General features: G+C 41.9%; 23 protein-coding genes. 14 read left to right on the top strand and 9 right to left on the bottom strand.

All coding sequences use genetic code 11. The features are described from left to right. The first annotated feature begins 402 nt into the window (after positions 1-402). The 9 genes from rpmH to ACAM39_RS11355 all read left to right on the top strand — a co-directional run bounded on the left by rpmH (position 403) and on the right by ACAM39_RS11355 (position 9,208). Positions 403-537, top strand: coding sequence for a 50S ribosomal protein L34 (rpmH, locus tag ACAM39_RS11395; protein WP_050326012.1), 135 nt, complete (start codon positions 403-405; stop codon positions 535-537). Positions 538-780: 243 nt separating this feature from the next. After that, positions 781-1,218, top strand: a complete 438-nt coding sequence (gene rnpA, locus ACAM39_RS11390) for a ribonuclease P protein component (RefSeq protein ID WP_369627757.1) — start codon at positions 781-783, stop codon at positions 1,216-1,218. Positions 1,219-1,281: 63 nt separating this feature from the next. Further along, entirely contained in the window at positions 1,282-1,581 is a 300-nt protein-coding gene (gene yidD / locus ACAM39_RS11385; protein ID WP_062333073.1) for a membrane protein insertion efficiency factor YidD, read from the top strand. Positions 1,582-1,762: 181 nt separating this feature from the next. Next, positions 1,763-3,454 carry a membrane protein insertase YidC gene (gene yidC / locus ACAM39_RS11380; RefSeq protein ID WP_369627756.1) on the top strand — a complete coding sequence of 564 codons (1,692 nt, stop codon included), beginning with the start codon at positions 1,763-1,765 and terminating at the stop codon, positions 3,452-3,454. Positions 3,455-3,606: 152 nt separating this feature from the next. After that, positions 3,607-4,998 (top strand): tRNA uridine-5-carboxymethylaminomethyl(34) synthesis GTPase MnmE, encoded by a 1,392-nt coding sequence (gene mnmE, locus ACAM39_RS11375; protein ID WP_369627755.1) that lies wholly within the window; start codon positions 3,607-3,609, stop codon positions 4,996-4,998. Positions 4,999-5,030: 32 nt separating this feature from the next. Next, on the top strand, positions 5,031-5,555 hold the full coding sequence (nrdR, locus tag ACAM39_RS11370; protein WP_128681004.1) for a transcriptional regulator NrdR: 525 nt from the start codon (positions 5,031-5,033) through the stop codon (positions 5,553-5,555). Between the two features lie 11 nt (positions 5,556-5,566). After that, complete coding sequence (ribD, locus tag ACAM39_RS11365) at positions 5,567-6,643, top strand: bifunctional diaminohydroxyphosphoribosylaminopyrimidine deaminase/5-amino-6-(5-phosphoribosylamino)uracil reductase RibD (RefSeq protein WP_369628614.1); 1,077 nt, start codon at positions 5,567-5,569, stop codon at positions 6,641-6,643. Between the two features lie 465 nt (positions 6,644-7,108). Then, on the top strand, positions 7,109-7,777 hold the full coding sequence (locus tag ACAM39_RS11360) for a riboflavin synthase (RefSeq protein WP_369627754.1): 669 nt from the start codon (positions 7,109-7,111) through the stop codon (positions 7,775-7,777). A 327-nt stretch (positions 7,778-8,104) separates the two neighbouring features. Then, complete coding sequence (locus ACAM39_RS11355) at positions 8,105-9,208, top strand: CAP domain-containing protein (protein WP_369627753.1); 1,104 nt, start codon at positions 8,105-8,107, stop codon at positions 9,206-9,208. 52 nt (positions 9,209-9,260) lie between these two features. Here the strand turns inward: ACAM39_RS11355 and ACAM39_RS11350 are convergent, their stop codons facing one another. Continuing rightward, positions 9,261-12,083 (bottom strand): response regulator, encoded by a 2,823-nt coding sequence (locus ACAM39_RS11350; protein ID WP_314233330.1) that lies wholly within the window; start codon positions 12,081-12,083, stop codon positions 9,261-9,263. Positions 12,084-12,219: 136 nt separating this feature from the next. Here ACAM39_RS11350 and fmt point away from each other — a divergent pair, with 136 nt between their 5' ends. From fmt to thrC, 3 genes are all read left to right on the top strand, one after another. Further along, positions 12,220-13,236, top strand: coding sequence for a methionyl-tRNA formyltransferase (gene fmt / locus ACAM39_RS11345; RefSeq protein WP_369627752.1), 1,017 nt, complete (start codon positions 12,220-12,222; stop codon positions 13,234-13,236). A gap of 15 nt (positions 13,237-13,251) precedes the next feature. Next, on the top strand, positions 13,252-14,604 hold the full coding sequence (rsmB, locus tag ACAM39_RS11340; protein WP_369627751.1) for a 16S rRNA (cytosine(967)-C(5))-methyltransferase RsmB: 1,353 nt from the start codon (positions 13,252-13,254) through the stop codon (positions 14,602-14,604). 68 nt (positions 14,605-14,672) lie between these two features. Then, positions 14,673-16,088, top strand: coding sequence for a threonine synthase (gene thrC / locus ACAM39_RS11335; RefSeq protein WP_369627750.1), 1,416 nt, complete (start codon positions 14,673-14,675; stop codon positions 16,086-16,088). Positions 16,089-16,186: 98 nt separating this feature from the next. Here the strand turns inward: thrC and ACAM39_RS11330 are convergent, their stop codons facing one another. The 5 genes from ACAM39_RS11330 to mpl form a co-directional block, all read right to left on the bottom strand. Beyond that, positions 16,187-16,930, bottom strand: a complete 744-nt coding sequence (locus ACAM39_RS11330) for an enoyl-CoA hydratase-related protein (RefSeq protein ID WP_369627749.1) — start codon at positions 16,928-16,930, stop codon at positions 16,187-16,189. Positions 16,931-17,205: 275 nt separating this feature from the next. After that, positions 17,206-17,907 carry an IS1 family transposase gene (locus ACAM39_RS11325; protein WP_369627291.1) on the bottom strand — a complete coding sequence of 234 codons (702 nt, stop codon included), beginning with the start codon at positions 17,905-17,907 and terminating at the stop codon, positions 17,206-17,208. A gap of 111 nt (positions 17,908-18,018) precedes the next feature. Next, a complete protein-coding gene (locus ACAM39_RS11320) occupies positions 18,019-18,276 on the bottom strand; it encodes a GlsB/YeaQ/YmgE family stress response membrane protein (RefSeq protein ID WP_036601338.1) in 258 nt (85 codons plus the stop codon). 380 nt (positions 18,277-18,656) lie between these two features. Further along, the gene (locus ACAM39_RS11315) at positions 18,657-19,499 is read right to left on the bottom strand and encodes a ParA family protein (protein ID WP_369627748.1); all 843 of its coding nucleotides are present in this window, start codon (positions 19,497-19,499) and stop codon (positions 18,657-18,659) included. An 84-nt stretch (positions 19,500-19,583) separates the two neighbouring features. After that, a complete protein-coding gene (gene mpl / locus ACAM39_RS11310; protein WP_309575246.1) occupies positions 19,584-21,017 on the bottom strand; it encodes a UDP-N-acetylmuramate:L-alanyl-gamma-D-glutamyl-meso-diaminopimelate ligase in 1,434 nt (477 codons plus the stop codon). 282 nt (positions 21,018-21,299) lie between these two features. Here mpl and gdhA point away from each other — a divergent pair, with 282 nt between their 5' ends. After that, entirely contained in the window at positions 21,300-22,634 is a 1,335-nt protein-coding gene (gdhA, locus tag ACAM39_RS11305) for an NADP-specific glutamate dehydrogenase (RefSeq protein ID WP_369627747.1), read from the top strand. Positions 22,635-22,711: 77 nt separating this feature from the next. Here gdhA and ACAM39_RS11300 read toward each other — a convergent pair whose 3' ends face one another. Together ACAM39_RS11300 and ACAM39_RS11295 are read right to left on the bottom strand one after the other, a co-directional pair. Then, positions 22,712-23,695 carry a YheT family hydrolase gene (locus tag ACAM39_RS11300; RefSeq protein WP_369627746.1) on the bottom strand — a complete coding sequence of 328 codons (984 nt, stop codon included), beginning with the start codon at positions 23,693-23,695 and terminating at the stop codon, positions 22,712-22,714. 161 nt (positions 23,696-23,856) lie between these two features. Next, positions 23,857-24,453, bottom strand: a complete 597-nt coding sequence (locus tag ACAM39_RS11295) for a YigZ family protein (RefSeq protein ID WP_369627745.1) — start codon at positions 24,451-24,453, stop codon at positions 23,857-23,859. 49 nt (positions 24,454-24,502) lie between these two features. Here ACAM39_RS11295 and ACAM39_RS11290 point away from each other — a divergent pair, with 49 nt between their 5' ends. Then, positions 24,503-25,207: a pseudouridine synthase gene (locus ACAM39_RS11290; protein WP_100274327.1), complete on the top strand. Its 705-nt coding sequence runs from the start codon at positions 24,503-24,505 to the stop codon at positions 25,205-25,207. Here ACAM39_RS11290 and ACAM39_RS11285 read toward each other — a convergent pair. Next, complete coding sequence (locus tag ACAM39_RS11285; protein WP_369627744.1) at positions 25,204-25,863, bottom strand: DUF2939 domain-containing protein; 660 nt, start codon at positions 25,861-25,863, stop codon at positions 25,204-25,206. The genes ACAM39_RS11290 and ACAM39_RS11285 overlap by 4 nt on opposite strands. Between the last annotated feature and the right edge of the window lie 161 nt (positions 25,864-26,024).

Here is a 26,024-nt window from a genome sequence, read left to right as displayed (position 1 = left end):
ATTGTTGATAAGTTAAAATTGGAAGTTACTAACAAACTATCAACTATTTATATACAGGTTTATCAACATCATAAATAATTGTTTTTTATTATTATTCTATTAAATATCCACTGAAATACAGGTGATTAATAATAATAATTAATACTTATTTAATATATAATAATAAAAAAATTTTTTGTGGATAACTTTTTGTCACGTTGTATTTGTCACACAAAAATGTTATTTTAGATAAGCAAAATAATTAACTGTAGCAGTAATTTTAAGAAAGAAATTAATCGTTAAGCTTAGTTATTCTTGACCTATTGGTTAAAATTGAGGATAATACGAGATTAACTGTTTTGAAATTTTGTATTTTAACCGCTATCGGTTAAATGTCACGTAAATTTAGCCAAGGTGAATCGCATGAAACGCACTTTCCAACCAAGCGTAATCAAACGTAAACGTACTCACGGTTTCCGTGCTCGTATGGCTACCAAAAATGGCCGTCAAGTTTTAGCTCGTCGTCGTGCTAAAGGCCGTCATCGTTTAACGGTGTAATATCTATTTTGTTAACTTGATTTAATGTTGATATTAAAACAGGTTATAGTAAAAAGCGATATACTTCTTATATCGCTTTTTTTATTGTTATACTAATCGTTATGCTAAAAGTGCGTTTGTAACTAGTGCTTAGCATACTCCCCTATTCTATTATTTCAGCCTATTTTTTACCCTATTTATAAAATCTTTATAGCTTTAGCTTTTATTTTAATGGTGCTTTGAGATTGATTTGGACTTATCCTAATGACGGCAGACAAACCTTTTAAATTTGATAAATCACAGCGGTTGCTAACGCCTAAAGATTTTAAAGCGATGTCGGGTCGTCATACCAAAACTGGTGAAGGTCAGTCACAGCCTGTTGTGATATTTAAAATTCATCAGCCTAATTTATTGTTCTTTGTCAAAGTGGTTTTAGCCGATACCCAAAGACAAGCTGCAGTAAATCGGTTGGGTCTTGCGATCACTAAAAAGAAGGTTAAACGTGCCCATGAACGTAATCGTATTAAGCGATTAACGCGAGAGCATTTTCGGTTGCATCAGCACAAGCTTAATGCTCAAGTTGATATTTTGTTAACTATCAAGCAGTTTTCTGAGGATATGCCAAATGAAGCAATTACGCAGCAATTAGCGATGAGCTTTAACTTAATCAACGATAAGATTAGAAAGTTGAAGCGGAGTTAATTTTTTGGGCAGTTCGTAATATCTCTACTTAAATGAAGGTGATAAAAAATCTGGTTTTAATCCATGGATAAATTATTAGCAAAGTTTTTACTGTGTATGATTATATTTTATCAGCGTTTGATTAGCCCATGGTTGGCACCTCGTTGCCGGTTTTATCCAACGTGCTCTAGTTATGGTTTAGAGGCGGTAAGATTGCATGGGGGGTACCGGGGTGGATTATTAACAGCCAAGCGTATCGCGCGCTGTCATCCTTGGGGTGGGCATGGGATTGATTTTGTCCCTAAGCCATTATATCGCTACCGCTATCATTATATTGACACACGCCCGTCTTACTTTTTGGTATATGCTTACCACTATCATTAATTGATGTGGCTAATTAAATTATAAAAATTTATCGCCAGTCTCAAATAGCGTAATTGAGTCAACTATTTATAGAATATCTTTTTTAACTTTTTTTTAGTAGAATGTCTTCTATTTTTTAATTGTTTTTCCTTTATTAGCAACTAGTGATTTCAAGCAATATCATTAGATAGGATAGCTATATATGCAAAAAATTTTACGGACATTGATTATTATCGCAATGTTGATTACGGGTTATTTGCTGATTCTGGCATGGCGGGATGATTATACCAATGTAAATAAACCCGTGGCGATAACCCCAACAACCACAGCCGTCAGTAGTAATGATGTGCCAGTGGCGGGGGCTTCAAGTACGCCAACGGGCGATATTCCCACGGCAACAGCAACCACATCAACCGCCGCTCCCACTACCCAGCAAACGGGCGCACAGCTCATTAGCGTGACGACGGATAAATACGATATTCGTATTAATCCAGTCGGTGGCGATGTGGTGTACGCCGCGCTTCGAGAGCAGACCCAGACATTAGATAGCAAACAGCCATTTGTACTCCTTGAAGAAGATAGTAATCGCGTATATGTGGCTCAGTCAGGGTTGATTGGCGCCAATGGTATTGATAATAGCAATGGCCGTGCGACTTTTACCGCACCTAGTAACCAATTTGTCATGCAGCCTAACCAAGCCGAATTGGTCGTCCCTTTAACTTATCAAAAAGATGGCGTAACCGTCATCAAATCCTATAAGTTTACCAAAGGTCAATATCCAATCAACGTCAGCTATAACATCACCAATAACGGCACGCAGCCTTGGCAAGGACAAATGTATGCGCAGTTAAAACGTGATAATAGCGAAGACCCGGGTAAAGGTGACAAAGGCGCAATTAGCCTATCGACTTACCTAGGGGGCGCATGGGGTACACCAGATCAGCCTTACAACAAACTCAAGTTTGGTAATTTCAATGAGGGTTTAAAAGCCAGCAGTGATAAAGGCTGGATTGGCATGGTACAGCACTATTTTGTCACCGCTTGGATGCCAAAGGATTACACAGCGAATTTTTATAGCCGTGAAGCTGGCAAAGATCACATCATCGGGTTTACCAGTAACCCTGTGTCAGTTGCCCCCAACAAGCAAGTGACGTTAACATCTGCCTTGTATGCAGGTCCAAAAATTCAAGCCAACTTAAAACCTTTGGCAGAGGGGTTAGATAAAACTGTTGATTACGGTATTTTATGGCCGATTTCAAAAGTGCTATTTTGGATTTTGGATAATGTACATAAAGTCTTGGGCAACTGGGGTTGGTCAATTATTGTACTTACTTTATTGGTTAAAATCGCGTTAATGCCAATTGCCAATAAAAGCTATCACTCCATGGCAAAAATGCGTGCAGTGGCACCACGATTGCAAGCCTTAAAAGAAGAATATGGTGATGACCGTATGCGTATGTCACAAGAGATGATGCGCATCTACAAAGAAGAAAAAGTTAACCCAATGGCAGGTTGTTTACCGGTATTGCTGCAAATGCCGATTTTCTTGGCGTTGTATTGGGTGCTAGTTGAATCGGTTCAATTACGCCATGCCCCTTGGATTGGTTGGATTCGTGACTTATCATCCATGGATCCATTGTTTATCTTGCCACTGATTATGGGCGCGGCGATGTTTTTCCAGCAGATGCTAAACCCACAGCCACAAGATCCTATGCAAGCCCGTGTGATGAAATTTATGCCGATTATTTTCACCGTGTTTATGCTATTCTTCCCAGCAGGTCTAGTGCTTTATTGGACAGTCAACAATTTGTTTAGTATGGCGCAGCAATACTTTATCAATAAGAAAGTTGAGCGTGAGCAAGCAGCAAAAGAGGCAGCACGTAACGTGGTTTAAATTCATCAATCAATAAGTTAACCGCCCTTTAAACAACTGTTTAAAGGGTTTTTTATTGGCAAAAAATAATCATGTTGTAATCAGTGAGCGGATGTTAAAATATCAGCATTAAGTCAATGCTGGCTACCCAAAATATTAGATTGTAAAAAACTATGTTAAATAACTCTCAGAAAGCGCTTACTTCAACCATTGCCGCCATTGCAACACCAATGGGTCGTGGCGGGGTTGGTGTGATACGCCTATCAGGTCCAAACAGTTACCAAATTGCCTTGGCGTTAACAGGTCGTCAAGCTTTCAAACCGCGATTTGCCCATTTTTGCCGATTTTATGATAGGGATGATACGGTGATTGATGAGGGATTGGTGTTATATTTCCCTGCCCCCCACTCTTTTACAGGTGAAGATGTGATTGAGTTGCAAGGTCACGGTGGTATGATTTTGCAGCAGCAGCTTTTGACCCGTGTGTTTGAATTGGGTGCAAATCAGGCGGTAGCCGGTGAGTTTTCGGCGCGTGCTTTTGATAATGATAAGCTTGATTTGGTACAAGCAGAAGCGATTGCTGATGCCATTGATGCCACCAGTGTGGCTGCCGCAAAAAGTGCCATGCGCTCATTGACCGGTGATTTTTCACAAAAAATTAATGCGCTGCTTGAGCAGTTAATTCAGCTACGGCTGTATGTTGAGGCCGCTATTGATTTCCCAGATGAAGAAGGGGTTGATTTTTTGGCAGATGAACACATCGCCAATCAATTACGCCAAGTTTGTGGGCAATTAAACAATGTGTTAGCTACTGCCAAACAAGGGCAGCTGCTGCGAGATGGTGTCTCAGTTGTGATTGCCGGGCGACCCAATGCGGGTAAATCTAGCTTGCTCAATCGCTTAGCAGGACAAGAGCGTGCGATTGTGACCGATATTGCCGGGACAACCCGCGATATTTTGCAAGAAACTATTGTGTTAAACGGTCTAACGCTGAATTTGACTGATACCGCTGGGCTGCGCCAAACCGATGATATCGTGGAACAGGCGGGCATTGAGCGAGCACGACAAGCCATCACCCAAGCTGATTTACTGCTTATGGTGTATGATGCGCACCGTGAGCATGAGCCATTACGATTGGCAAGCGAATTATTTGGTAGTTTACCCAATGCCAATTCGATACTAATGATTGCCAACAAAATTGATTTATCCGACAATCACCAAAATTTGCCCAAGCAATTTTCATCACAAGAGCAGATTTATCACCCCGTCTATGTGTCTTGTAAATATGGTACAGGGCTTGAGGAATTGGTCAATCAAATCTGTGATAAAGTCGGTTTTCATCCCCCTGAAAACAGCTTGATTGCACGAACCCGCCATCTTGATGCGCTGCGCCGTACCCAAATGGCGCTGCAAGAAGCCGATGAACAACTGCATTTGTTTCATGCCGGTGAATTGGTGGCGGAAAGCCTACGCCAAGCACAGATTAGCCTCAATGAAATCACCGGTGAATTTACCGCTGATGATTTGTTGGGTAAGATTTTTGGCAGTTTTTGTATTGGTAAATAAATTAAAAGGTTTAAACTTAGCTAGGAAATCGCATGCACTGTCCATTTTGTAATGCTGAAGATACCAAAGTCATTGATTCAAGACTCGCGGCAGAAGGTGCGCAGGTGCGCCGTCGTCGTCAGTGTACCGTGTGCCAAGAGCGATTTACTACCTTTGAAATCATTGAGGCAGTAATGCCCCGTATCATCAAATCCAATGGTCGTATCGAGCCGTATGATGGACAAAAACTGCGTCGCTCAGTGCAGCTACCGTTACAAAAACGTCCAATATCGACCGACAACATTGAAGCCATGATTAGCCGCATTGAAAAACAGCTCAGACAGCTCGGTGAGCGTGAGGTGCCCAGTAAAATTTTAGGTGAAATCGTCATGAAAGAGTTGGGCCAAATTGACGATGTCGCCTATGTTCGATTTGCTAGCGTATATCGTGATTTTCAAGATATTGAAGCGTTTAAACACATGGTGTCAAACCTCACCACTGACGCCAATAAACAAGAAATTAATCAACGTATCGAAGACTTGACTCACCCACACAAGCTCAAACATCTACAACCCTAAGTTTTATTATGATGGCAACTTTATCATCCGCTGAGCGCTATCAGCACCAATACTACATGTCACGCGCCATTGAGCTGGCTAAAAAAGGACGTTTCACCACCCGTCCCAATCCTAATGTCGGCTGCGTCATTGTCAAAGATAATCAAATCATCGGCGAAGGTTTTCACTATCAAGCAGGACAACCCCACGCCGAAGTGTTTGCCCTTAGCCAAGCGTATGAGCGTGATGCGAAGCAATTGCAAGGCGCAACAGCGTATGTCACGCTTGAGCCTTGTAGCCATCATGGACGTACCCCGCCCTGTGCGGATGCGCTAATCAAAGCGGGTATCAGCCGTGTTGTGATTGCTGTTGTCGATCCTAATCCTAAAGTCGATGGTGGCGGTATTGCCAAACTGCAGCAGGCGGGTATCGAAGTCATTACTGGCATTTGTGAGCAAGCGGCTTATCAATTGAATGAAGGGTTTTTTAAAGTCATGCGTGGCGGCCTGCCTTTTGTGCGCTTAAAGATAGCGACAAGTCTAGATGGACGCACCGCGATGGCAAATGGCGAGTCAAAATGGATAACAAGTGACCAATCACGCGAGGATGTACAGCGTTTACGAGCGCAGGCAGGGGCGATTATCACGGGTAGCGAAACCATCCTGCAAGACCATCCTGCGCTAAATATCCGTAGTCAGCAATTAGGGGTGAATTTAGACGATATACCACAGCCGTTACTGGTAGTGCTTGACCGTCGTCAGCGCATCCAAATGACGGATGCCTGGTATCAAAGTCAAATCACCCATCGTCCCGTTTTGCTTATCCAAGATGCAGCTATGAGCTTAACCGCCCTACTCACCAGTCTAAAAGACAATTACCAAATCAATGATGTGTTGGTTGAAGCGGGTGCAACGGTCGCTGCTAGTTTCTTACAACAAAGTTTGGTAGATGAATTAGTCGTGTATCAAGCGCCATGCTTTTTGGGTAACAGTGCTAAGCCCATGATTAACTTTACGGCGCAGCATATGCACCAACAAATTATTGCTTCACTAGTTTCACATCAAACAATCGGTGCTGATATTAAAACAACCTATCGCTTTGATAAGTAAATCCACACAATCGGCTAGGTAAATCTTGCACGAAAAACCAGTCAAACTGGTATATTCCTTGCTTTTTAAAACTTATCCACATCATCAGCTAAATTTAATAACTACGTTAAAACTAATATTTCTTTTGTGGATAAGTGTTTCACATGAAACAATGATTAGAGTCAAATTCTACTGTAATACTAGGCTATAAGCGTTGTTCCACATGAAACATCTTACAAAATATCCATTATTTATTATACTCATTATCAGTGGATAAGTAGATAAATAAGGTGATAAGTAGTCTACGATGGTAACTTATCCACCAAAAGCTACTCTACCATTTTAATTTTTTGAACACTTGATGCTCGATTTGAATTAGAGTTGCTCACTAATTATAATTTAATTATTCTAAATAATATTTTATGTTTGTGATACTTGTAAAAGTACATTAAAATGCATTGATATCATAAATAAATAGGATAAACAATGTTCACAGGTATTATTGAAGCCACTGGAAAAATCGTTGCGATTACGCCAACACAGGGTGATGTACGCTTAAAGGTTCAATCTGACTATTTGGACTTTGCTGATGTCAAATTGGGTGACTCGATTGCAAGTAACGGGATTTGTCTGACTGTTGTAGAACAAGGTAAAGACTGGTACGCTGTTGATGTTTCACGTGAAACACTGAATAAAACAGCGATGCAACAATGGCAAGTTGGCGATGTATTAAACCTTGAAAAAGCTATGTTGCCTACCACACGATTTGGTGGACATATTGTCACCGGTCATGTTGATACCACGGGTACGGTTAAACTGATAAAAAATGATTCGCGCTCGATTTACATAGAGATTGAGATTCCAAGCGAGTTTACCAAATATGTCGCTACCAAGGGTTCTGTAACGGTCGATGGTATTAGCTTGACCAGTAATTTGGTGGAAGGTAATGTGATTAGTTTAAATATCATCCCGCATACAGCGCAGGTCACCAACATAGCCAGACATTGGAAAGTGGCAACAAAAGTCAACATCGAGGTAGATGTGGTAGCCAGATATTTAGAAAAGCTTCTTGTGTCAACACCCGACAACATGTCAAATTCTAACCATGAAGGCATTACCTTAAATTTCCTACAACAAAATGGATTTAGCAAATAACACCGATATATCCCCCTGCTAAACTTTTAGCTGAACAAAAATCGTCAAGTTTGCAGTTTTAGGCGGTAAACACGATGCGCTTACTTTAGTGGCTACAAAGGTCGCCGATTAATGGATATTGGTGGCCAAATGATATTGGTAGTTAAAAATAACAAATAGCCAGTTGCTAATCGCAAAGCATAAATTTGTCAGCAATTGACGAAAAATTTTGAGTATGGTGAAAGATTGAACTTCTTTTTTCTCGAAAAAAGTGTAACAATAACTCAATCAAATCAATCTGTAATGATACATATTGAAACATGAGGTTAAGGTTAAAGGGAGTTTAAAATGGACACGCTACTATCAAATAATTTTTTTAACCGTGCTATCATCTTAACACTGTTAGCGACTTCATTAACCGCTTGTGGTGGCGGCGGGGAAAGCGGTAACAGTGATAGTTCATCAACCCCGTCATCACCCACTTCACCAATCCCTATTCCTACATCTACTCCTAATAGCACAGTAGAATTGGCTGCGATAAAGTTATTGAATGAAAATCGCAGTCAGTGTGGTTTTGGTAGTCTGACAGCCAATCAAAATCTTAACCTTACAGCAATGAATCATGCTAGCTATATAGCATCGGTAACTGAAATAAATAAACAGCCATTTGCAAGTCACGAAGAGCAAGCTGAAACGGGTTTATTAGATACAGGGATTATCAACCCCTATTATTCAGGTATTGATTTAGCCACTAGACTAAATCCTTCTACCTTGGGTAAAAATGCTGTTAGTACTCATTACGATGATCAAGCGCAAGGTGAGAATATTTCGTTATCAAACTTCTCCACTAAGGATAGTGGTTATACGGTAAATGACACTGCCACAGTCGAAGCCATGTTATATAATCTATTTGCTGCCCCTTATCACCTGCGCACTTTAGTTTATCCGCAATTTACTGAGGTAGGATTAAGCTATCAATTAGTCAAATGGACCGCCAATAATGAAATTAATCATACCAGTCTATTAGAGATTGTATCTGCATTACCTTCCAGCCAAAAATATATAGAAAATACCAAGCTATTAAATTTCCCTTGTCATGGGGTCACTACTGGCTATGAGCTCACAGATGAAACCCCGAACCCATTTGGTACAACCCGAAATTTAAAAGACCAGCCGATTGGACAACCTGTATATGTGTTAGCACCTTTTGATAAAATTATCAAAGATGCGACAATTAGCATGACAATCAATGGTCAATCTGTAGGCGTAATTCATAAATTAATGGCAGCCAATGACCCAAATCGCTCATTAAAAGACAATGAAATTGTATTTATGCCTGACCGTGAGCTACAGCCATCAAGCACCTATCAAGTGAGCTATCAGTTGTCTTATACAGATGGTACGTATAGTCAACCGCGTAGTTTTAGTTTTGCAACCCAACCTAAACTTTGAACCAAAAATAAATGATATGAATAACCAAGGACAGCTTAAAGGCTGTCTTTTTTTATAACATATAATGATGAATCACTTCGATGAGTTTTTGCTTATTGATAGGTTTGGTTAAAAAACTGTCCATGCCTGCTTCTAAACAGATATTTCTATCATCATCAGAATCGTTGGCGGTTAAGGCAACAATCGGTACACTATCTTTATTGAGACGAATAATACGTGTCGCTTCAATACCATCTAAGATTGGCATACGACAGTCCATCAACACAAGTCCGATTTGCTGACGATTTTCACTAAGTAACTTAACCGCTTGCTCGCCATCATCGGCTACAAGATATCGATAACCCAAGGTTTCCAAATGTTTTTTGGCAATTTTTTGGTTAACGGGATTGTCTTCTGCTATTAGTATCAATTTTTGACTAGAGTGATGGGCATTGGTTGGGCTATCAAGACTCGTTTGCCCGTCATCAACCAATTGAATTGGTGTATCCAATAATACATTATAGTTATTAACGGGTGATGGTGCGGATGCTACACTAACGCTAGAATGAGAGAGATTAGGGTACTGCTGCAAAAATTGCTTAAACGCCAGTTGTACAGGGAGATGGGTGTTGGTTTTTTCTTTTCTTATTCTTAACTCATATAGATGATTTACCTCCGCAATCAAGTGGCTTAAAGACGCAGGTTTTTGCAAATACCCATCAAATTGTAATTGGTATTCGGGTGGCAAAGTTTTAGGTGATTCCATGCTTAAAATAATTTTAATCGCATCAGCATAAAAATGAATATGATCTAATAAATGGTTATTGGCTTTGAGTGCTACATCATCAATCACAAAGACCGGCATCAAGCCTTGTAAATCAAGATTATTAATCGTATCGATAACGGCTTCATCCATAGATGTGAAGATATGGTGCGATAATTCCACATAATTTAAAACTTTATTCGCTCGCTCAAAGATAGAAAATGGCGAGATCATAATCAGTGTTACCCTTAAATTACCAGTTTTATATTGGTAAGCAGACTGCAGACTAAACTTTGGAATCGGTAAAAATAATTGGAATTCACTGCCTTGACCAAATTGACTTTTTAAATGAATAAACCCGCCCAATAAATGTGAAAAACTATTTGAAATAGCTAAACCAAGCCCTGTACCGCCAAACTGCCGACTAATGGAATCATTGGCTTGACCAAAATAAGAAAATAACTTTTGTTGGTCTTTTTCTGTAATGCCTAAGCCCGTATCTTTTACTGATATTTTTAACCAATCTTTGCTGACAGTGGTATTTTGGCTGGTTTTAGCCTTGATTAATGGGTGATGGCTATCGGTTTTATCAACCGTGATAGCCACGTAGCCCTCTCGGGTGAATTTCACCGCATTGGTCAATAAGTTTAAAATAATTTGGCGTAATTTACCTTCATCACAATCAATAAAACGGGGGGTAAGGGGATCCACAAAAATATACAGACTAATTTTTTGACGTCGGGCATTACCAAGCATCAGCTCAGTGGTTTGGCGTAGTAGTTTCAAGAGATCAATAGACGTGACATTGGTTTGTAGCTTACCTGCGTCTAATTTGGCAACATCCAGCATATCATTGAGCAGTTGAATCATGGTCTGGCTAGATTGTTGCAAGGTTGCGATAGTTTCTTGTTGCTCGCTATTAAACTGCGCTTTATCTTCAGCAAGTAAATCTATCATGCCGACTAGACCACTGAGTGGGGTACGCAATTCATGTCCCACTACTGCCCACATTTTATTAAAACTGGTTAATTTATCGGCAGTAAATTTATCTTCGACCCACGCTTTTTGCAGCTTATCGTGATAAGCGGTGGTATCTTCTAAGCCACAGCTATAACCTTGTAGTTGACCAAAACGGTTATAATACGGGGTAATGCGTAAATCAAAATACAGATTTCGCTGTAGATTGGTCACGGGTAAAGTCGCATGAGTCTGAATATTCTCAAGCGAACTGAGTAGCTGCTGCGTGGTTTTATTGGCACCGGTGATAAAGTCGCTGAGAATATACATCGATCCCTGTTGAAACGGGGTATAAAACACTTGCGAAAATTTATGGTTAAAGTACACAATCCGACCATTTCTGCTCATGATGAATAGCAAAATTGGTGAAGTATCAATCAAAATATTTTGTCGATAGGTTAACTCGCGAACCTTATCATAATATTGCCCCATCTTATAAGCATATCGGTTAAAAAGCTGAGCTAAATAGAGCGGTTCAGGGTGGTTACGAAACTCATGAAGCTTGGCAGGCTGATAACCTTCACTAATTTGCAATTGCAAATTTTGGGCATAATCGAGAAATTTATACCAAACCTCGTAACTCTTTCGCAGCTGAATCATCACATATAAAAATAGGCAAAGCGCTAGTAGCAGCGGCAGCAAATAGATAGGGTTGGCAAAATTACTCCAAAGCGGGAAGTATTGTACTTTAACGTATAAGCGGTAGCCCGCTGCCAGATTCTGCCAAACTTCAAAGCCACGAGCATCATAAAATATTTTATTGCTTTGTTTGGCAGATAGCGTCCAATTCGGTAAGGCGTCAGAGAAATCGTTATGGTCGTTTTTGACAACGGTAGTATCACCCGTCGGCTCAAAGACAATCAACTGATAATTTTCAATCACTTCATATTGGTTTAAATTAACCTGACTCCAATCGTGCTCACCGTGGGTAATTTTATGATTGATTTTATCAACCAGTTCAAAGAGGTAGCTTTTACCAAGCTGCTGTTGCTGCTGCAACGCATAAAGCCAAAGCAGTCCATAACCTGCCACTATTAGTATCAGCTCGATAGCCACCAAGGTTATGATGAGTCGCCGAGCTGCTGGGCGATTGTAGAGAGAAAACTGGTTTGACACAGCGTGATATACCCAATAAAGAAAACGGTCAATGAAGGTAAAAGAAAAAAACCCATCATCACAATGCTAGATTTAAGTATTGTGCCAATTCATATTATAATAGCAGAAATTTATTGTATTTAAGACGAAATTTATCATGTCTCAAACCCCGCTTAGGGTTGTATTTGCTGGTACACCCGAATTTGCGAAAGTCGCCTTACAAGCACTCATCAGTCACCAAAAAGCCCTTAATATTGATATTGTGGCAGTCTATACACAACCTGACCGCAAATCTGGTCGTGGGCAAAAAATTAACGCATCGCCCGTGAAGGCACTTGCCTTAGCAAATAACATTGCGGTGGAACAACCCGAAAGCTTTAGCTTAAAATCAGCCAATGGGAGTGTTTCACGTGAAACACTTAAACACTATCGACCCGATGTGATGATAGTGGCGGCATATGGGTTGATTTTACCGCTTGGCGTACTGCATACCCCAAAATTTGGCTGTATCAATATTCATGGCTCATTATTGCCACGCTGGCGCGGTGCAGCGCCCATTCAGCGTGCGATTTTAGCGGGTGACGACACTACAGGCATTACCATTATGCAAATGGCGCAGGGACTCGATACGGGCGATATGCTGTATAAAATAGAATGCCCAATCACTGACACAGATACCACCCAACTATTGCATGATAAATTAGCCAAATTAGGCGGTGAAGCCATTGTGACGGTGCTGTCTAATTTAGAAAACTATCAACAAAACGCGCAAAAACAAGACGACGCTTTGGCTAATTATGCCGAGAAAATCACCACGGCAGACGGTGAGATTAACTGGCAAAATGATGCCATCAGTATTCAGCGTCAAATCCGTGCGTTAAATGCCTTTACCTATCTTGATGAACATAAAGACCCCAACAGCCGTATCAAAATAATAAAAGCCGCACCGATTAAACTCGACCAACAAACCCATGAACCCGCAGGTAAAGTCGTCAGTGTGGGTCGTAATGCAATTTTAGTTGCCTGTGGCAAAAACGCGACCAACCACCAACATCAGGGTGTGCAACATCTGATTAATATTACCCAAATGCAGTGGCCAGGTGGTAAGCCGTTAACCGCTGAGCAAATTGCCAATGGAGATAAACTCAACGATGGTGATATTTTTCACTCATAACCAATTAGGCACATCATGACCCAATTACATCCTCAGCTTAACACTCGCGCCAAAGTTGTCGCCACCCTCGAGCGTATCCAACAAGGTGAGTCATTATCTAGCTTGCTTGACCCACTACTCAACCAAGTGAGCGAAAAAGACAAAGGCTTTGCCCATGAATTATTGCTTGGCACACTGCGTCAATGGTGGGCACTCGCTCGTATTGGTGAAAGCTTGATTGAGCATGAAGTCACTGACAAAGGCGTATGGGCAGCACTCAATATCGGACTGTACCAACTGTTGTATATGGACACGCCAGATTACGCGGCAATTGGTGAAACGGTCGAAGCAGTCAAACAACTCGATAAAGGTTACGGTGCTGGACTTATCAATGCCATACTGCGAAAGGTGCAAAAAAACCCTGCCAAATTTGCCAAAAAAATTGAGAAAAATCACAGTCTACCTAACTGGCTTGCCAAACAGCTCAAACAGGATTGGGGTGAATACTATGTCGAGCTTGGACAAGCGCTTCGCCAACCTGCGCCCATATTCTTACGCGTCAATCGCAAATTTTGTAGTGTAGAGGATTATGCCGATATATTAACCCAACAAGGCATCGGGTTTGCCCTAGTGTTCATCGGCTTTGACGAGGTGCAAACCATTCAACTGACTGACTCTCTAAGAATCACCGATTTGCCTAAATTTGCCGAAGGATGGATCAGTGTGCAAGACAAACATGCCCAGCTATCAGCACATATTTTGGCAAGCCTCGCCTTGGATAAATCTTTGACTGTACTAGATGCTTGTACTGCACCCGGGGGTAAACTGGCGCATTTATTGGAGCTTGATCAGTCAAAAACGTTTCACGTGAAACATCAAAATATCGCGCATGTAATCGCTTTGGACAACGATGAAAAACGTTTACAACGGGTAAGCCAAAACCTTGAGCGTTTGCAGTTAAACCAAGAAAATTTACAATTAGTATGTGAGGATGCCACAACGTTTCAAGCAGATACCCAATTTGATGTGATAGTGCTTGACGCACCTTGTACTGCAACGGGTGTGATTCGCCGCCATCCTGATATCGCACTGCTACGCACCGAACAAGATGTGGGGCAAACTGCCGCGTTACAAGCCAATATTTTAGCCAACTGTTGGCATAATTTAGCTGATAACGGCTATCTACTCTACATCACCTGCTCGATGTTAAAAGCAGAGAATGAAAACCAACTACAAGCGTTTTTAGCCACACACAAAGCGGCGCAAATCGTGGATTTTAGCCTTAATTTATCCAACCAAATCAAACGGGACATCGGTTATCAATGCTTGCCGCTTCATCAAAACGATGGCGATGGATTTTATTATGCCTTACTGCAAAAACGTGGCTAAAAAATTGGTATTCATCGCAATGCAAGGTTTATGCTAAACTGCATCAAATTGATTAAATGGATGGAAAGATGAACTATATCAGCACCCGTGGCAAAACGGCCCCTATGCAATTTAGTGATGTGTTACTGATGGGGCTTGCTCCAGATGGCGGTTTAATGCTACCTGAAGAATACCCACAGATTAATGAAGCAACCCTCACCCAATGGCGCACTTTAAGCTACCCTGAGCTTGCCTTTGAAATCATGCAATTATTTGCCACCGATATCCCAAAAGACGATTTAAAAACACTGATTGATAAAACTTACACCGTGCAGGCATTTGGCAATCCCGATATCACCCCTGTTCGTACACTCAAAGATGGCATCAAAATCATCGAATTATCAAACGGTCCCACATTGGCATTCAAAGACATCGCCATGCAGTTTTTGGGCAATGCTTTTGAATATGTGTTAAAGAAAAAAAATGAGCGTCTGACCATCATCGGCGCCACATCAGGCGATACAGGATCGGCCGCTGAATATGCGTTGCGCGGCAAAGACAATATCGAAGTGTTCATGATGTCACCCCATGGCAAAATGAGTGAATTCCAACGCGCACAAATGTATAGCCTCGATGACAAAAATATCCATAACATCGCTATCAAAGGTATGTTCGATGATTGCCAGGATATCGTAAAAGCCCTGCAGCAAGATGCTAAGTTTAAAGCCAAATACAGCCTTGGGACTGTCAACTCTATTAACTGGGGTCGTATCCTCGCGCAAATCGTCTACTATTTTAAAGGTTATTTTGCCAGCACCACCGACAACAGCCAAAAGGTCAGTTTCTGCGTGCCATCGGGTAACTTTGGTAATATCTGCGCGGGACATATTGCCCGTGAAATGGGATTACCCATCGACCGTTTAATCGTTGCCACCAACGAAAACGACGTTCTGCACGACTTTTTTACTACTGGCAAATATAGCCCCCGTACCGCCGACAAGACTTATGTGACATCAAGCCCATCGATGGATATTTCAAAAGCGTCAAATTTTGAGCGTTTTGTGTACTTGCTCGCTGAGAAAAATGGCGAAAAAATCCATACGCTTTGGCAGGATGTCAACGCAGGTAAAGGCTTTGATATGTCGGATTTGATGGCGAACATCAATGGCAAATATGGCTTTGCATCGGGTAAATCAACGCATGCCGACCGTATCGCCACGATCAAACAAGTGTATGCCGAAGACAATCAGTTAATTGACCCGCACACCGCTGATGGGATAAAAGTGGCACGTGAAGTACGCAAAGAGGGTGAAGTCATTGTCTGCGCTGAAACCGCCTTGCCAGCAAAATTTGCCGAGACCATCACCGAAGCTGTCGGTCAACTTGACATTCCCCGTCCCAAGCATACCGATAATATCGAAAGCTTGGCGCAGTATGTGACTGTGCTTGATAATGATGCAAATTTGGTGCGTGCGCAAATTGAACAGTTTGTCGTAGCCAAATAATGCCTATCTAATAAATTGGCTAATAAATTGACTCAAATAAATGCCTTTTAATTTGCTAGTTAAAAGGCTTTTTTGCATTATTGTTCTCTTTTGCTTTACTATTTATGGACAAATTTGCGCAGTATCGCTTTAACTTCATCCGTCTGCAGACGGTTACTAAAGTGAATGTTTTCTTGTTGGATACGCGCTAGGATTTCCGTGGCATTACGCATCAAGTCTTTGGTTTGTCGTACCGATGACATCGATTTTTTGGCAAGTATTTCTGCTTTTTGGCGCGCCGTGCTTAGCACCTCATCGCTACTAGCAAAAGCTTGGTTGGCTAAGCCCAATTCAACTGCCTGTTTGCCTGTGATTTTTTCACCCATCACAAACACCTCAAAGGCACGCTGATAACCAATTTTTTGCGTCAGCAAAAGGGTCGAACCTGCTTCTGGCACCAACGATAAATCCACAAATGGGGCTAATAATTTAGCGTTTTCTACGATATACACCAAATCACAATGAAGTAGTAGCGTCAAGCCAATGCCAACGCCTGAGCCTGTCACCGCTGCCACAATGGGTTTGGGATAATCACCCAAAAACTGCACAAAATCTAACGCATTAAGCTTGGCATCGTCATTTTCTGCTTTGTTTAAAAAATCGACAAGATCATTGCCTGCGGTAAAAAAATCACCGGTTGACGTAAACAAAATCACTCGAATATTATCGTCACTTTTTGCCTGCTCCATCGCAGTTTGTACGGCTTGGTACATGGCATTGGTTAGGGCATTTTTTTTATCAGCACGATTAAATTGGATTTCTAAAACGCCATTTTGCGTGTCAAAATTGACAAATTGTTCCATGAAAGTGTTTACCTTAGTATCTCATCAGTGTCTAGTAGGGGTCTAGTAGGTATCTGGTGCTAAAAACCAAGTTAACAATATAGCATTATTCTAAGCTGAGATTCTAAACTTAGTGAGACAATGACCGCAAAAAAAATTAAACTGAAAAAAAATTAAGCCCAAAATACCAAGCTGAGATACCGTGTGTTCAGAAAATTTTAGCCAATAAAAAAGGCATTTAAATTAAATGCCTTTTTTTAATTGATTTTTTGGCTGTGGTATAAAAAGTATGCTCACTATACCCAGCCATAATTGACATAGTGAAACAGTAAATCGAATACTTTAAAATGATTTTCTAATTTCTTAGAAAAACAACACGTCTTTCGGAATACACGCCTAAGCCTTTGCCTAAAGCGATTGTTGTTGCCTTCAATATCAACCGTATGGCGTTTACCTACTTGTTTAAAGTCAAAATCAAAGGCGGTTAAAAAACTATCCCAGTTATCACAGCAGATATAGCCAAAGTCAACGCCCATTTTTTCAAGCTTGGCTCTTAGCTCTCTAGCCGTCTTTAGATTACGTTTACCCCATACGAAGGCAACAATCTCACTTGTTTCTGGGTCATAGGCATAAACAAGCCATACCTTGTTTTTCTTGTGCCCCACATATGTCCAAAACTCATCAACTTGCAGTTTTCGATAATACCGTTGTTTGGGTTTTATATCATGGTTTGAATTGACCAAAACGCTTAATACTTTGTACTTGCTAACTTTCTCAATGACAACAATGTCAGCAACACTACAGCCTCGTACTAACATTAAACGTATCTTGTCATCAATATCGCTTTTACAGCCTTGGTAACTTAGCTCCGTTTCATGAATGAATTGTCGATGACAGTCTTTGCATTGATAGTTCTGCTTGCCATAGATTTTCCAGCCGTTTTTCTTTATACTTAAGCCAAGACAGCTTGGGCATCTGATTGTAATTTGTGTCTTCATAACCTCAAATTATCATCTTTTTCTCAAGCTGTCTTTTTTATTTCTACTTCAGCATACTTTTCAAACCACTACCGATTTTTTAAATTGATTGCTTAATTAATTAATACAGCATTAACCAATACGGCGTTTACCCGTCGCTAACTCATAAACGAATAGCACAATAATGGCGCCAATGACTGAGAAAATTAGACCGGTAAAGCCACCATTGGCATTCATACCTAGCATACCTGCTAAGAAGCCGCCTACTAGCGCACCAATAATACCCAGTACAATGGTAAGAATCCAACCCATTGCGTCCGCACCTGGCTTGATAGCACGCGCGATAACGCCAACGATAAGACCCATGATAATCATATAAATAAAGCTCATTTTAACACTCCTAATTTTTTAACTTGTCTAATTTTTAACTTATTTTGTTGCCTAATCGATTGGCAGGCGTTACAGCGCTAAATTGTTATAGTCAATCCTAAATTATAGTAAGCACCGTTTGCCCTGAGCTTGTCTAAGGGTAACGGTCGTTATGGTTCGACAGGCCTACCACGAACGACCCTGTTCGATATAATTCAGTTTTCACTATATATTTATGGTTTTAACTAATAACTGCCTCTCTGATGACTGTCATTTTATAGACAAGCTATCAGGATTTAAAATGTTGGTTTGTTAATTATGTAAGTTCTCTTTGAAGTATTAAGAGGATTTTTTATTTAATGTAATGCTATGTCAGTAGAGACGATTAAATGTAAGTTCCGTTATCTGGATTCGATTTCTTGATAAAGCGCAGCGTATTGCTGGGTGAGTTTATGTTTAGCGTCCAAATAAATCAGCGGTAAGCTTTGATGGTGGGATTGTTTCATGATAATCGAAGGGCTAAGTTTGGTGTCATACACAGGATAGCCTTCATTGACCAACGTTTGTACCACTTCTTTGGGTAAATTGGCGCGTGGGTCAAACTGATTGACGATAATGCCTTCAATTAACAAGTCGCTATTATGGTCTTGGCGCGTCTCTAAGATATTTTGCACCAAGGTTTGTAGCGCGCGTTTGGAGAAAATATCACAATCAAACGGGACGATAACACGATCAGCTGCGATCAATGCCGACAAAGTAAAAAAGTTAAACGCCGGTGGTGTATCAATGTACACCCGATCAAACTGCTGACTTAAAAGGTTTAAGCCGTCTTTTAATTTATAAATTTTATGTTTGCTTTCAAGGGGCTGCAAAATATCGGCAAGCATGGGACTGGCTGGAATCAGTGATAAATTATCAAATCGGGTGGTGTGAATACAGTGCTCCAACCCTTGATGGCGACTACCCGTCATACCGCCAAATGGAAATGCAAACATCATCGGCATGGGGCTGGACGTCGCTTGCAGGGTTTGCGAAAAGAAATTTTCAATATTGGGTTCAGTGATATGAGCGGGATGAATGTCTGTGGCCGCATCGCCGATGATATATTGGGTTGCGTTGCACTGGGGATCAAGGTCGATGAGTAAGGTACGCAAACCTTGATGGGCACTCATCGCGGCAAGATTGACAGCAATGCTGGATTTACCAACACCGCCTTTTTGATTAAAAATGACTCGGGTAAGCATTGTGTAACCTAATATTTGTACAAATAATCATGAGTATGCTAAAAAATCACGATTTTTGCTAGCAAATTTACAAGGTTAAAACAGTTAGGCTTGCTGTAGTGCCTTCACCAGTCGACCATGAATACCTTCAAAGCCGCCATTTGACATCACAATCACCGCATCGTCATCGCCAATGTGGTTTGCAATATGCTTAATAATCGCATCGGTCGATGTCATCACTTGTTGGTTGGCAGCATTGCCAATCGCATCGGCAACTGACCAATCTAGATTGGCAGGTTGATACCAAATGACTTGGTCGGCGATACTCGCTGACGGCGCAAGCAAACCTTGGTGGGTACCGAGTTTCATGGTGTTTGAACGCGGTTCAATCACCGCCCAGATTTTACGCTTTGGGTTATCCGCAAAACGTTTTTTGGCACCATCAAGCGTGGTTTCAATGGCGGTTGGGTGGTGGGCAAAGTCGTCATAAACTTCTATCTGTTTGCCGTTGTCATCAATTGTGCCGACCAGCTCCATGCGGCGTTTGATGCCCGCAAAATTGGATAAGGCTTCACAGGCTTGTGCAACCGATACGCCAACATTGTAGGCTGCTGCAATTGCCACTAAACCATTATTGACGCTATGTAACCCGCTCATCTGCCAATGGACTTGTCCTTTGTGACCATCAAACATAACTTCATATTGGCTGCCGTCTTGTTTCACTAGCTTGGCTTGCCAATCGGCGTGGGGATTAGTGCTAGCAATCGCTGTCCGCCAAATCGGTGTCCAGCAGCCTTTTTCAAGGGTTTCTTCCAAGCTTTCGGTATTTGCTGGCATGATGATTTTGCCATTTAACGGTATCATGCGTACCATGTGATGAAACTGGGTTTGGATGGCGGCAAGGTTTGGGAAGATATCGGCGTGGTCGTATTCAAGGTTGTTTAAAATTGCGGTGGTTGGGCGATAGTGGACAAACTTAGAGCGTTTATCAAAAAAAGCACTGTCATATTCATCCGCTTCGATGACAAAGTAACCTTCATGATCCGCAGTTTTATCACTACCCAAATAACTACTGTGGGCAAACGCTTGTTGTAGGCGTTCATCTTGGGTATCAACAAGTGGCACGCCACCAATCAAAAAGCCGGCATCAATGCCTGCATAGTGTAAAATCCACGCCAGCATCGTGGTAGTGGTGGTTTTGCCATGCGTGCCTGCGACGGCTAATACATGACGGTATTGCAATACCTGCTCTGCCAAAAACTGCGGGCCTGAGGTATAAGGAATACGCTCATTGAGCATATATTCAACCGCTTCGATGCCGCGCTTCATGGCATTGCCGACAATCACCAAATCAGGTGCAGGTTGTAAATGACTAGCGGCATACCCTTGCATAATCTCAACACCCGCATTTTCAAGCTGGGTGGACATTGGTGGATAGACATTGGCGTCTGAGCCTGTCACGGTATGTCCAAGGTCACGCGCAAGCAGCGCCAACGAACCCATGAAGGTACCACAAATACCAAGAATATGAATGTGCATAAGTTTGCCTTAGGTCAAATACGCATTAGCGGCTAACCAAAGCCGCTAAACCTTGCTAAAAATTAACAATTTTAAAGGACAAATCAGGCTTTGTCAGCTATTAAATCCAGTTGCAGGTAAACTTGCTCGCAAACACCCATGTCTAGTTTTTGTCAAACCATCGTGCCAAAGAGGTACAGAAAAATAGTTTTACAAATTACTATGACAGTGCTAAGTTACTATAAATTCACCAAAATAGTGTTTTTGCACTATTTTTATGAAGTTAAAGAATTGAGGAGTGGTATGAAAAGCAGTGAGTTATTAAGCATTTTAAAGCAGTGTCATAGCAATGAGCCAGAGTTTATCCAAGCGGTCGAAGAATTCTGGGAAGATATCGCAGCGGTTTATGACCAATCCACTGTTTATCAACACCTTAATCTATTTGACCGCTTAACCAACCCTGACCGTGTTATTCAATTTCGTATCAACTGGGAAGATGACCAAGGCAATGTTCAAGTCAACCGCGGTTGGCGTGTGCAATTTAACAATGCATTAGGCCCTTACAAAGGCGGTATCCGTTTTCATCCCAGTGTGAATCTTTCGGTACTAAAATTTTTAGGGTTTGAACAAATCTTTAAAAACGCATTGACCGGTCTGCCCATGGGTGGGGGTAAAGGCGGTTCAGACTTTGACCCAAAAGATAAATCAGATGCCGAAATCCGTCGATTTTGCTATGGCTTTATGCGAGAATTAGCGCCCTATATTGGTGCAGATATAGACGTACCTGCGGGTGATATCGGTGTCGGTGGTCGTGAAATTAATTATATGTTTGCCATGTATAAGACGCTTAATCGTGAGTTTACGGGGGTATTAACCGGTAAGACAGTGGGACAAGGGGGTAGCTTGATTCGTACCGAGGCAACGGGGTTTGGTCTTGTGTATTTTTTACAAAACATGCTAGAAGCCCATCAAGACGGTTTGATGGCTAAGACTGTTCTGGTCTCAGGTGCGGGCAATGTATCGTTACATGCGGCACAAAAATGTATTGAGCTTGGCGCACAGGTACTGACATTATCAGACTCAAAAGGCACCTTATATCTCAAGCATGGTTTTACCTTAGAGCAAATTGAAGCGCTCAAAACTTATAAAGCGCAAGGCAAACGTTTAAAAGATTTCGTCGGCACCAGTGATGACGCAGAATGGATCGACGGTAGCCGCCCATGGCATATCAAAGCCGATATTGCCCTACCTTGTGCCACCCAAAACGAAATCAACGGGCACGATGCGCAAAATCTGGTCAATCATGGCGTTAAATATGTGGCAGAAGGTGCCAACATGCCCAGTGATGCCGATGCCATCGCCATTTTCCAAAGTAATGGCATCATCTATGCGCCGGGAAAAGCCTCGAATGCCGGTGGGGTCGCGGTATCAGGTCTTGAGATGTCACAAAACTCGGTACGTCAATACGCAACCTTTGCGGTGCTTGATGAGCAATTAAAAACCATCATGAAAAATATCCATCACGATTGTTTTAACCATGGTAAACAAGCAGATGGGAGCATTGATTATAAAAAAGGCGCCAATCTAGCAGGTTTTAATAAGATTGCTAAAGCCATGGTGAATTACGGCATTTTATAATGTTAAAAACCCCTCATTAACTTTAATAAATAAAAGCTCCGTCATTGTGATGGGGTTTTTTATTGAAGCCATAGCAATCAGTCAGTACAAGCCTGAAAAAATTTAAAGCTGGTGGTAGGCAGCCAATTCACATTGAGTTTTTTGTTTTGTAATTGCACAAAGCCCACGTGTCCACCATGCTGACTATACAGTAAGCGCACACAAGGTGACACATCGGCTTGGGTGGCAAGAATGCCCAAAAATGGGTCGTCTTTGGCAGTGATAATCAGCGTGGGTTTAGTGATGTTTTTGAGTACAGGTAGGGCAGAGGCTTGGATGTAATAATTCGCCCCTGTACCAAAACCATGGCGCGGCGCGGTATATAACTCATCAAACTCATCAATCATCTTGATATTTTTTAATGCATTAATTAATGATGGATCATCCACTTTTTTGAAGGCTTTTTGTAATAAAGGATTGAGCAAATAAGGCGTATACACCCGTTTGGCGACAAAACGATGCATGGCTTTTGCCGAAGTCGTCAAATCGACGGGCGCAGAAATCACCACCGCTGCTTCACAGGCAGCTGCATCGCCTTCTTCACCCATATAACGCGCCAGCATATTGGCGCCGAGCGACACGCCGCTGGCTACAATTCGGCTATAACCGTACTGAGTTTTTAGCAGGTCAAACATATGCACCGCTTCGGCAGTATCACCCGCGTTATAGTCCAATTCTGAGGTATTATCCACCCCGCCGCAGCCGCGAAAATGGACGATAACCGCATCATACCCCAATCGATGCGCTTGGTGGACAAAGGCAATGGCATAATGGCTGTCGCTACTGCCTTCAAGCCCATGAAACATCACCGCCAATGGCTTATCAAGGTTTGGCTGATTATCGGTATTGGCAAACACAAAGTCATAAGCCACTTGGGTGGTGCCGGTACGGTCAGGGTGAAGGTGACGCTGATAGTTAGGTTTTGGCAGTTTGATAAACTTGGGTAAAATGGTTTGAACGTGGGGGTTGGCTAAGAAAAACGGGGTACGAAATGGCGTTAGGGGTAGTTGGTGAATATTCATAATATGCCTAGTGATTGTTATGATTTTTGACTATTTTACGGCTTTTTGACAGTTTTTTCATGGCGACTTATGAGGTAAGTTTAGGGTGTTTTGTAGGTTTTTTGAGGACAATTTTGCTAGGCTAGCACTTTTACGCTACTGCTGTGGTTATTGGCTTTTGGTTATTCACTGGCTTTCACAGTCCCGTAAAAGCCGATTTTTTCGCTGAGTGCTTTAACCGACTTTTGCGTAGCCTCTACGGTCAAAACGACATTTTTACCATAATCAACCTTCAAAATCGTGGCATTAAAGCCGTCTAATGTATGTCTGACAAAGGACTCATTGGCAAAATCGGTTTCAATCAGTATCACGCTTAACGGCACAAACGCGTGCAAATTCATGTTATCAACCACGGCTTGTGCGGTGCTACTATAGGCACGTGTCAGGCCGCCTGCACCAAGTTTGATACCGCCAAAGTAACGCACCACAATGACCACACAGTTACCAATGCCCTTGTGTTGTAACACGTTTAAAATCGGCTTGCCTGCCGTACCACTGGGCTCACCATCATCATCAAAGCCTGCCGAGGTGGTGTTATGCGGGTCACTAATGGTATAGCCATAGCAGACATGGCGTGCATCGGGATACTGGTTGCGTAATTGTTCCACGTGAAACATTAATTGCTCGCGGCTATCAATGGGATAGCCAAAGCCCAAAAATTGGCTTTTTTTAATCTCAAGTGTGGCAGTACATGGGGCACTAAGCGTGTAATAGGTCATGGTTAATCTATGTTACAATAAACAAAACAAGCACTAGGATAACAAAAAAATGCGTTTAGACAAATTTTTAAGCAAAGCCACCGAGCTATCGCGTAAAGACTGCAAAAAAATCTTGCACGCAGGCGAAGTCACTGTCAATGGCGAGGTGGTCAAAGATTCAAGCCTACATATTGATGAAGTGGATGATGATATCGAATGGGCGGGTGAGCCATTATCGGTTGCGATGGGTAATCGCTACTTACTGTTATATAAGCCAGAAGGCTTTGAATGCACCCTAAAGCCAAAAGAGTGGCCGATTGTCACAGACTTGATTGATGTACCCCAGCTAGGTAGCTTGCGGATTGCCGGGCGACTCGATGTCGACACCACGGGTGCGCTGCTGCTTAGCGATGATGGTGGCTTTTTGCACCGCGTCACCAGCCCCAAACATCATGTGGCAAAGGTGTATGAGTTGACCCTTGCCGAGCCAATGACTGAAGCACAACAGGCATTTGCTATCAAAGAATTGGCAAAAGGCATCATGCTTGAGGACGAGTACGATAAAACCAAACCCGCTGAGTTAAGTTTTTCTGATGCTACCCATGCCAAGCTGGTACTCACGGAAGGCAAATACCACCAAGTCAAACGCATGATGGGCTACTTTGGCAATAAAGTCATTGAGCTACACCGTGCCAGCATCGGTAACATTACCTTAGCAGGATTAGAAAAAGGCGAAAGCCGATTTTTGACTGCTGAAGAAATTGACCAGTTTTAACCATTTAGCGGCAGCGTCACACCCACGATTTTCCAATGAATAAGTCCTTGGCGCTGCAAGCGGAGCGTTAACGGATAGCCACGCACCTGTCCGGTGACTTCAAAACAGTTAAAACCACAATAGTGTGTGGTCGGTTGGGTCTGCGACGTTGCTGTGGTGGCATTGGGATTAGGTGATTGCAGTTGTTGTTTAATTTTTTGATTCAGCTCAGCTGAATTGCGCGCTAAAATCAAGTCTTTGATATCAATCTTATCCATCGCTACTGCCACCAAGCCCCCCAGCAGTTTGACATTTGTTTTGAGCAACTCGGTGGTCGCTTGTCCTGTCAACGCATACTGTACGCCCGCTGGCGTAACGGTATTATCGACGGCTTGATTGACCATTTTGTTTACTAGGTCATCAGGATTTAATTCGATATTGAGCATCTGAAAAATAGGGGATTTTGCCACATGATTGGCTTTTTCCACCAGTACAGGGGTTAGCTGCGATTTGACACTTTGCTGTAGTTGCGTAAATTCAATCGCTGCACTGATGGTGTCTGCTTGTTGTGCATTATAGGCTTTTTTCAGCTGGTACACAGCCCAATAAGGGGATGCAAATACCCAAGCGATGACAATCAGTGCGAGAATGATTAGCAAAGATAATAGTTTTTTCATAAATCATTATCAGGGTTAAAGTTTGCTAATTAGTTTAAAACAACGGGCTAGGCTGTTGCGTATTTTTCTTGCAAAAAAAGGAAAATATTTTTGCGCTGATTGCCGATTATTTGCTTGATTATTTAACAAAAATCGCCACTATATTGCATATTTTTAAATTT

It is taken from the genome of Moraxella sp. K02 (assembly GCF_041154755.1).
Taxonomy (GTDB): Bacteria; Pseudomonadota; Gammaproteobacteria; order Pseudomonadales; family Moraxellaceae; genus Faucicola.
Note: the sequence above shows the minus strand (reverse complement) of the source record. Positions and strands in the feature narration are given on the sequence as shown.

Excerpts from the sequence above, each read along its gene's own strand:
- ACAM39_RS11330 (WP_369627749.1), bottom strand. The coding sequence starts at position 16,930 with ATGGAACAATTTGTCAATTTTGACACGCAAAATGGCGTTTTAGAAATC.
- rnpA (WP_369627757.1), top strand. The coding sequence starts at position 781 with ATGACGGCAGACAAACCTTTTAAATTTGATAAATCACAGCGGTTGCTA.
- gdhA (WP_369627747.1), top strand. The coding sequence starts at position 21,300 with ATGAAAAGCAGTGAGTTATTAAGCATTTTAAAGCAGTGTCATAGCAAT.
- ACAM39_RS11355 (WP_369627753.1), top strand. The coding sequence starts at position 8,105 with ATGGACACGCTACTATCAAATAATTTTTTTAACCGTGCTATCATCTTA.
- ACAM39_RS11285 (WP_369627744.1), bottom strand. The coding sequence starts at position 25,863 with ATGAAAAAACTATTATCTTTGCTAATCATTCTCGCACTGATTGTCATC.
- ACAM39_RS11300 (WP_369627746.1), bottom strand. The coding sequence starts at position 23,695 with ATGAATATTCACCAACTACCCCTAACGCCATTTCGTACCCCGTTTTTC.
- rpmH (WP_050326012.1), top strand. The coding sequence starts at position 403 with ATGAAACGCACTTTCCAACCAAGCGTAATCAAACGTAAACGTACTCAC.
- fmt (WP_369627752.1), top strand. The coding sequence starts at position 12,220 with ATGTCTCAAACCCCGCTTAGGGTTGTATTTGCTGGTACACCCGAATTT.
- ACAM39_RS11315 (WP_369627748.1), bottom strand. The coding sequence starts at position 19,499 with ATGCTTACCCGAGTCATTTTTAATCAAAAAGGCGGTGTTGGTAAATCC.
- yidD (WP_062333073.1), top strand. The coding sequence starts at position 1,282 with ATGGATAAATTATTAGCAAAGTTTTTACTGTGTATGATTATATTTTAT.
- rsmB (WP_369627751.1), top strand. The coding sequence starts at position 13,252 with ATGACCCAATTACATCCTCAGCTTAACACTCGCGCCAAAGTTGTCGCC.
- mpl (WP_309575246.1), bottom strand. The coding sequence starts at position 21,017 with ATGCACATTCATATTCTTGGTATTTGTGGTACCTTCATGGGTTCGTTG.
- ACAM39_RS11290 (WP_100274327.1), top strand. The coding sequence starts at position 24,503 with ATGCGTTTAGACAAATTTTTAAGCAAAGCCACCGAGCTATCGCGTAAA.
- thrC (WP_369627750.1), top strand. The coding sequence starts at position 14,673 with ATGAACTATATCAGCACCCGTGGCAAAACGGCCCCTATGCAATTTAGT.
- yidC (WP_369627756.1), top strand. The coding sequence starts at position 1,763 with ATGCAAAAAATTTTACGGACATTGATTATTATCGCAATGTTGATTACG.
- nrdR (WP_128681004.1), top strand. The coding sequence starts at position 5,031 with ATGCACTGTCCATTTTGTAATGCTGAAGATACCAAAGTCATTGATTCA.
- ribD (WP_369628614.1), top strand. The coding sequence starts at position 5,567 with ATGGCAACTTTATCATCCGCTGAGCGCTATCAGCACCAATACTACATG.
- ACAM39_RS11295 (WP_369627745.1), bottom strand. The coding sequence starts at position 24,453 with ATGACCTATTACACGCTTAGTGCCCCATGTACTGCCACACTTGAGATT.
- ACAM39_RS11325 (WP_369627291.1), bottom strand. The coding sequence starts at position 17,907 with ATGAAGACACAAATTACAATCAGATGCCCAAGCTGTCTTGGCTTAAGT.
- mnmE (WP_369627755.1), top strand. The coding sequence starts at position 3,607 with ATGTTAAATAACTCTCAGAAAGCGCTTACTTCAACCATTGCCGCCATT.
- ACAM39_RS11320 (WP_036601338.1), bottom strand. The coding sequence starts at position 18,276 with ATGAGCTTTATTTATATGATTATCATGGGTCTTATCGTTGGCGTTATC.
- ACAM39_RS11360 (WP_369627754.1), top strand. The coding sequence starts at position 7,109 with ATGTTCACAGGTATTATTGAAGCCACTGGAAAAATCGTTGCGATTACG.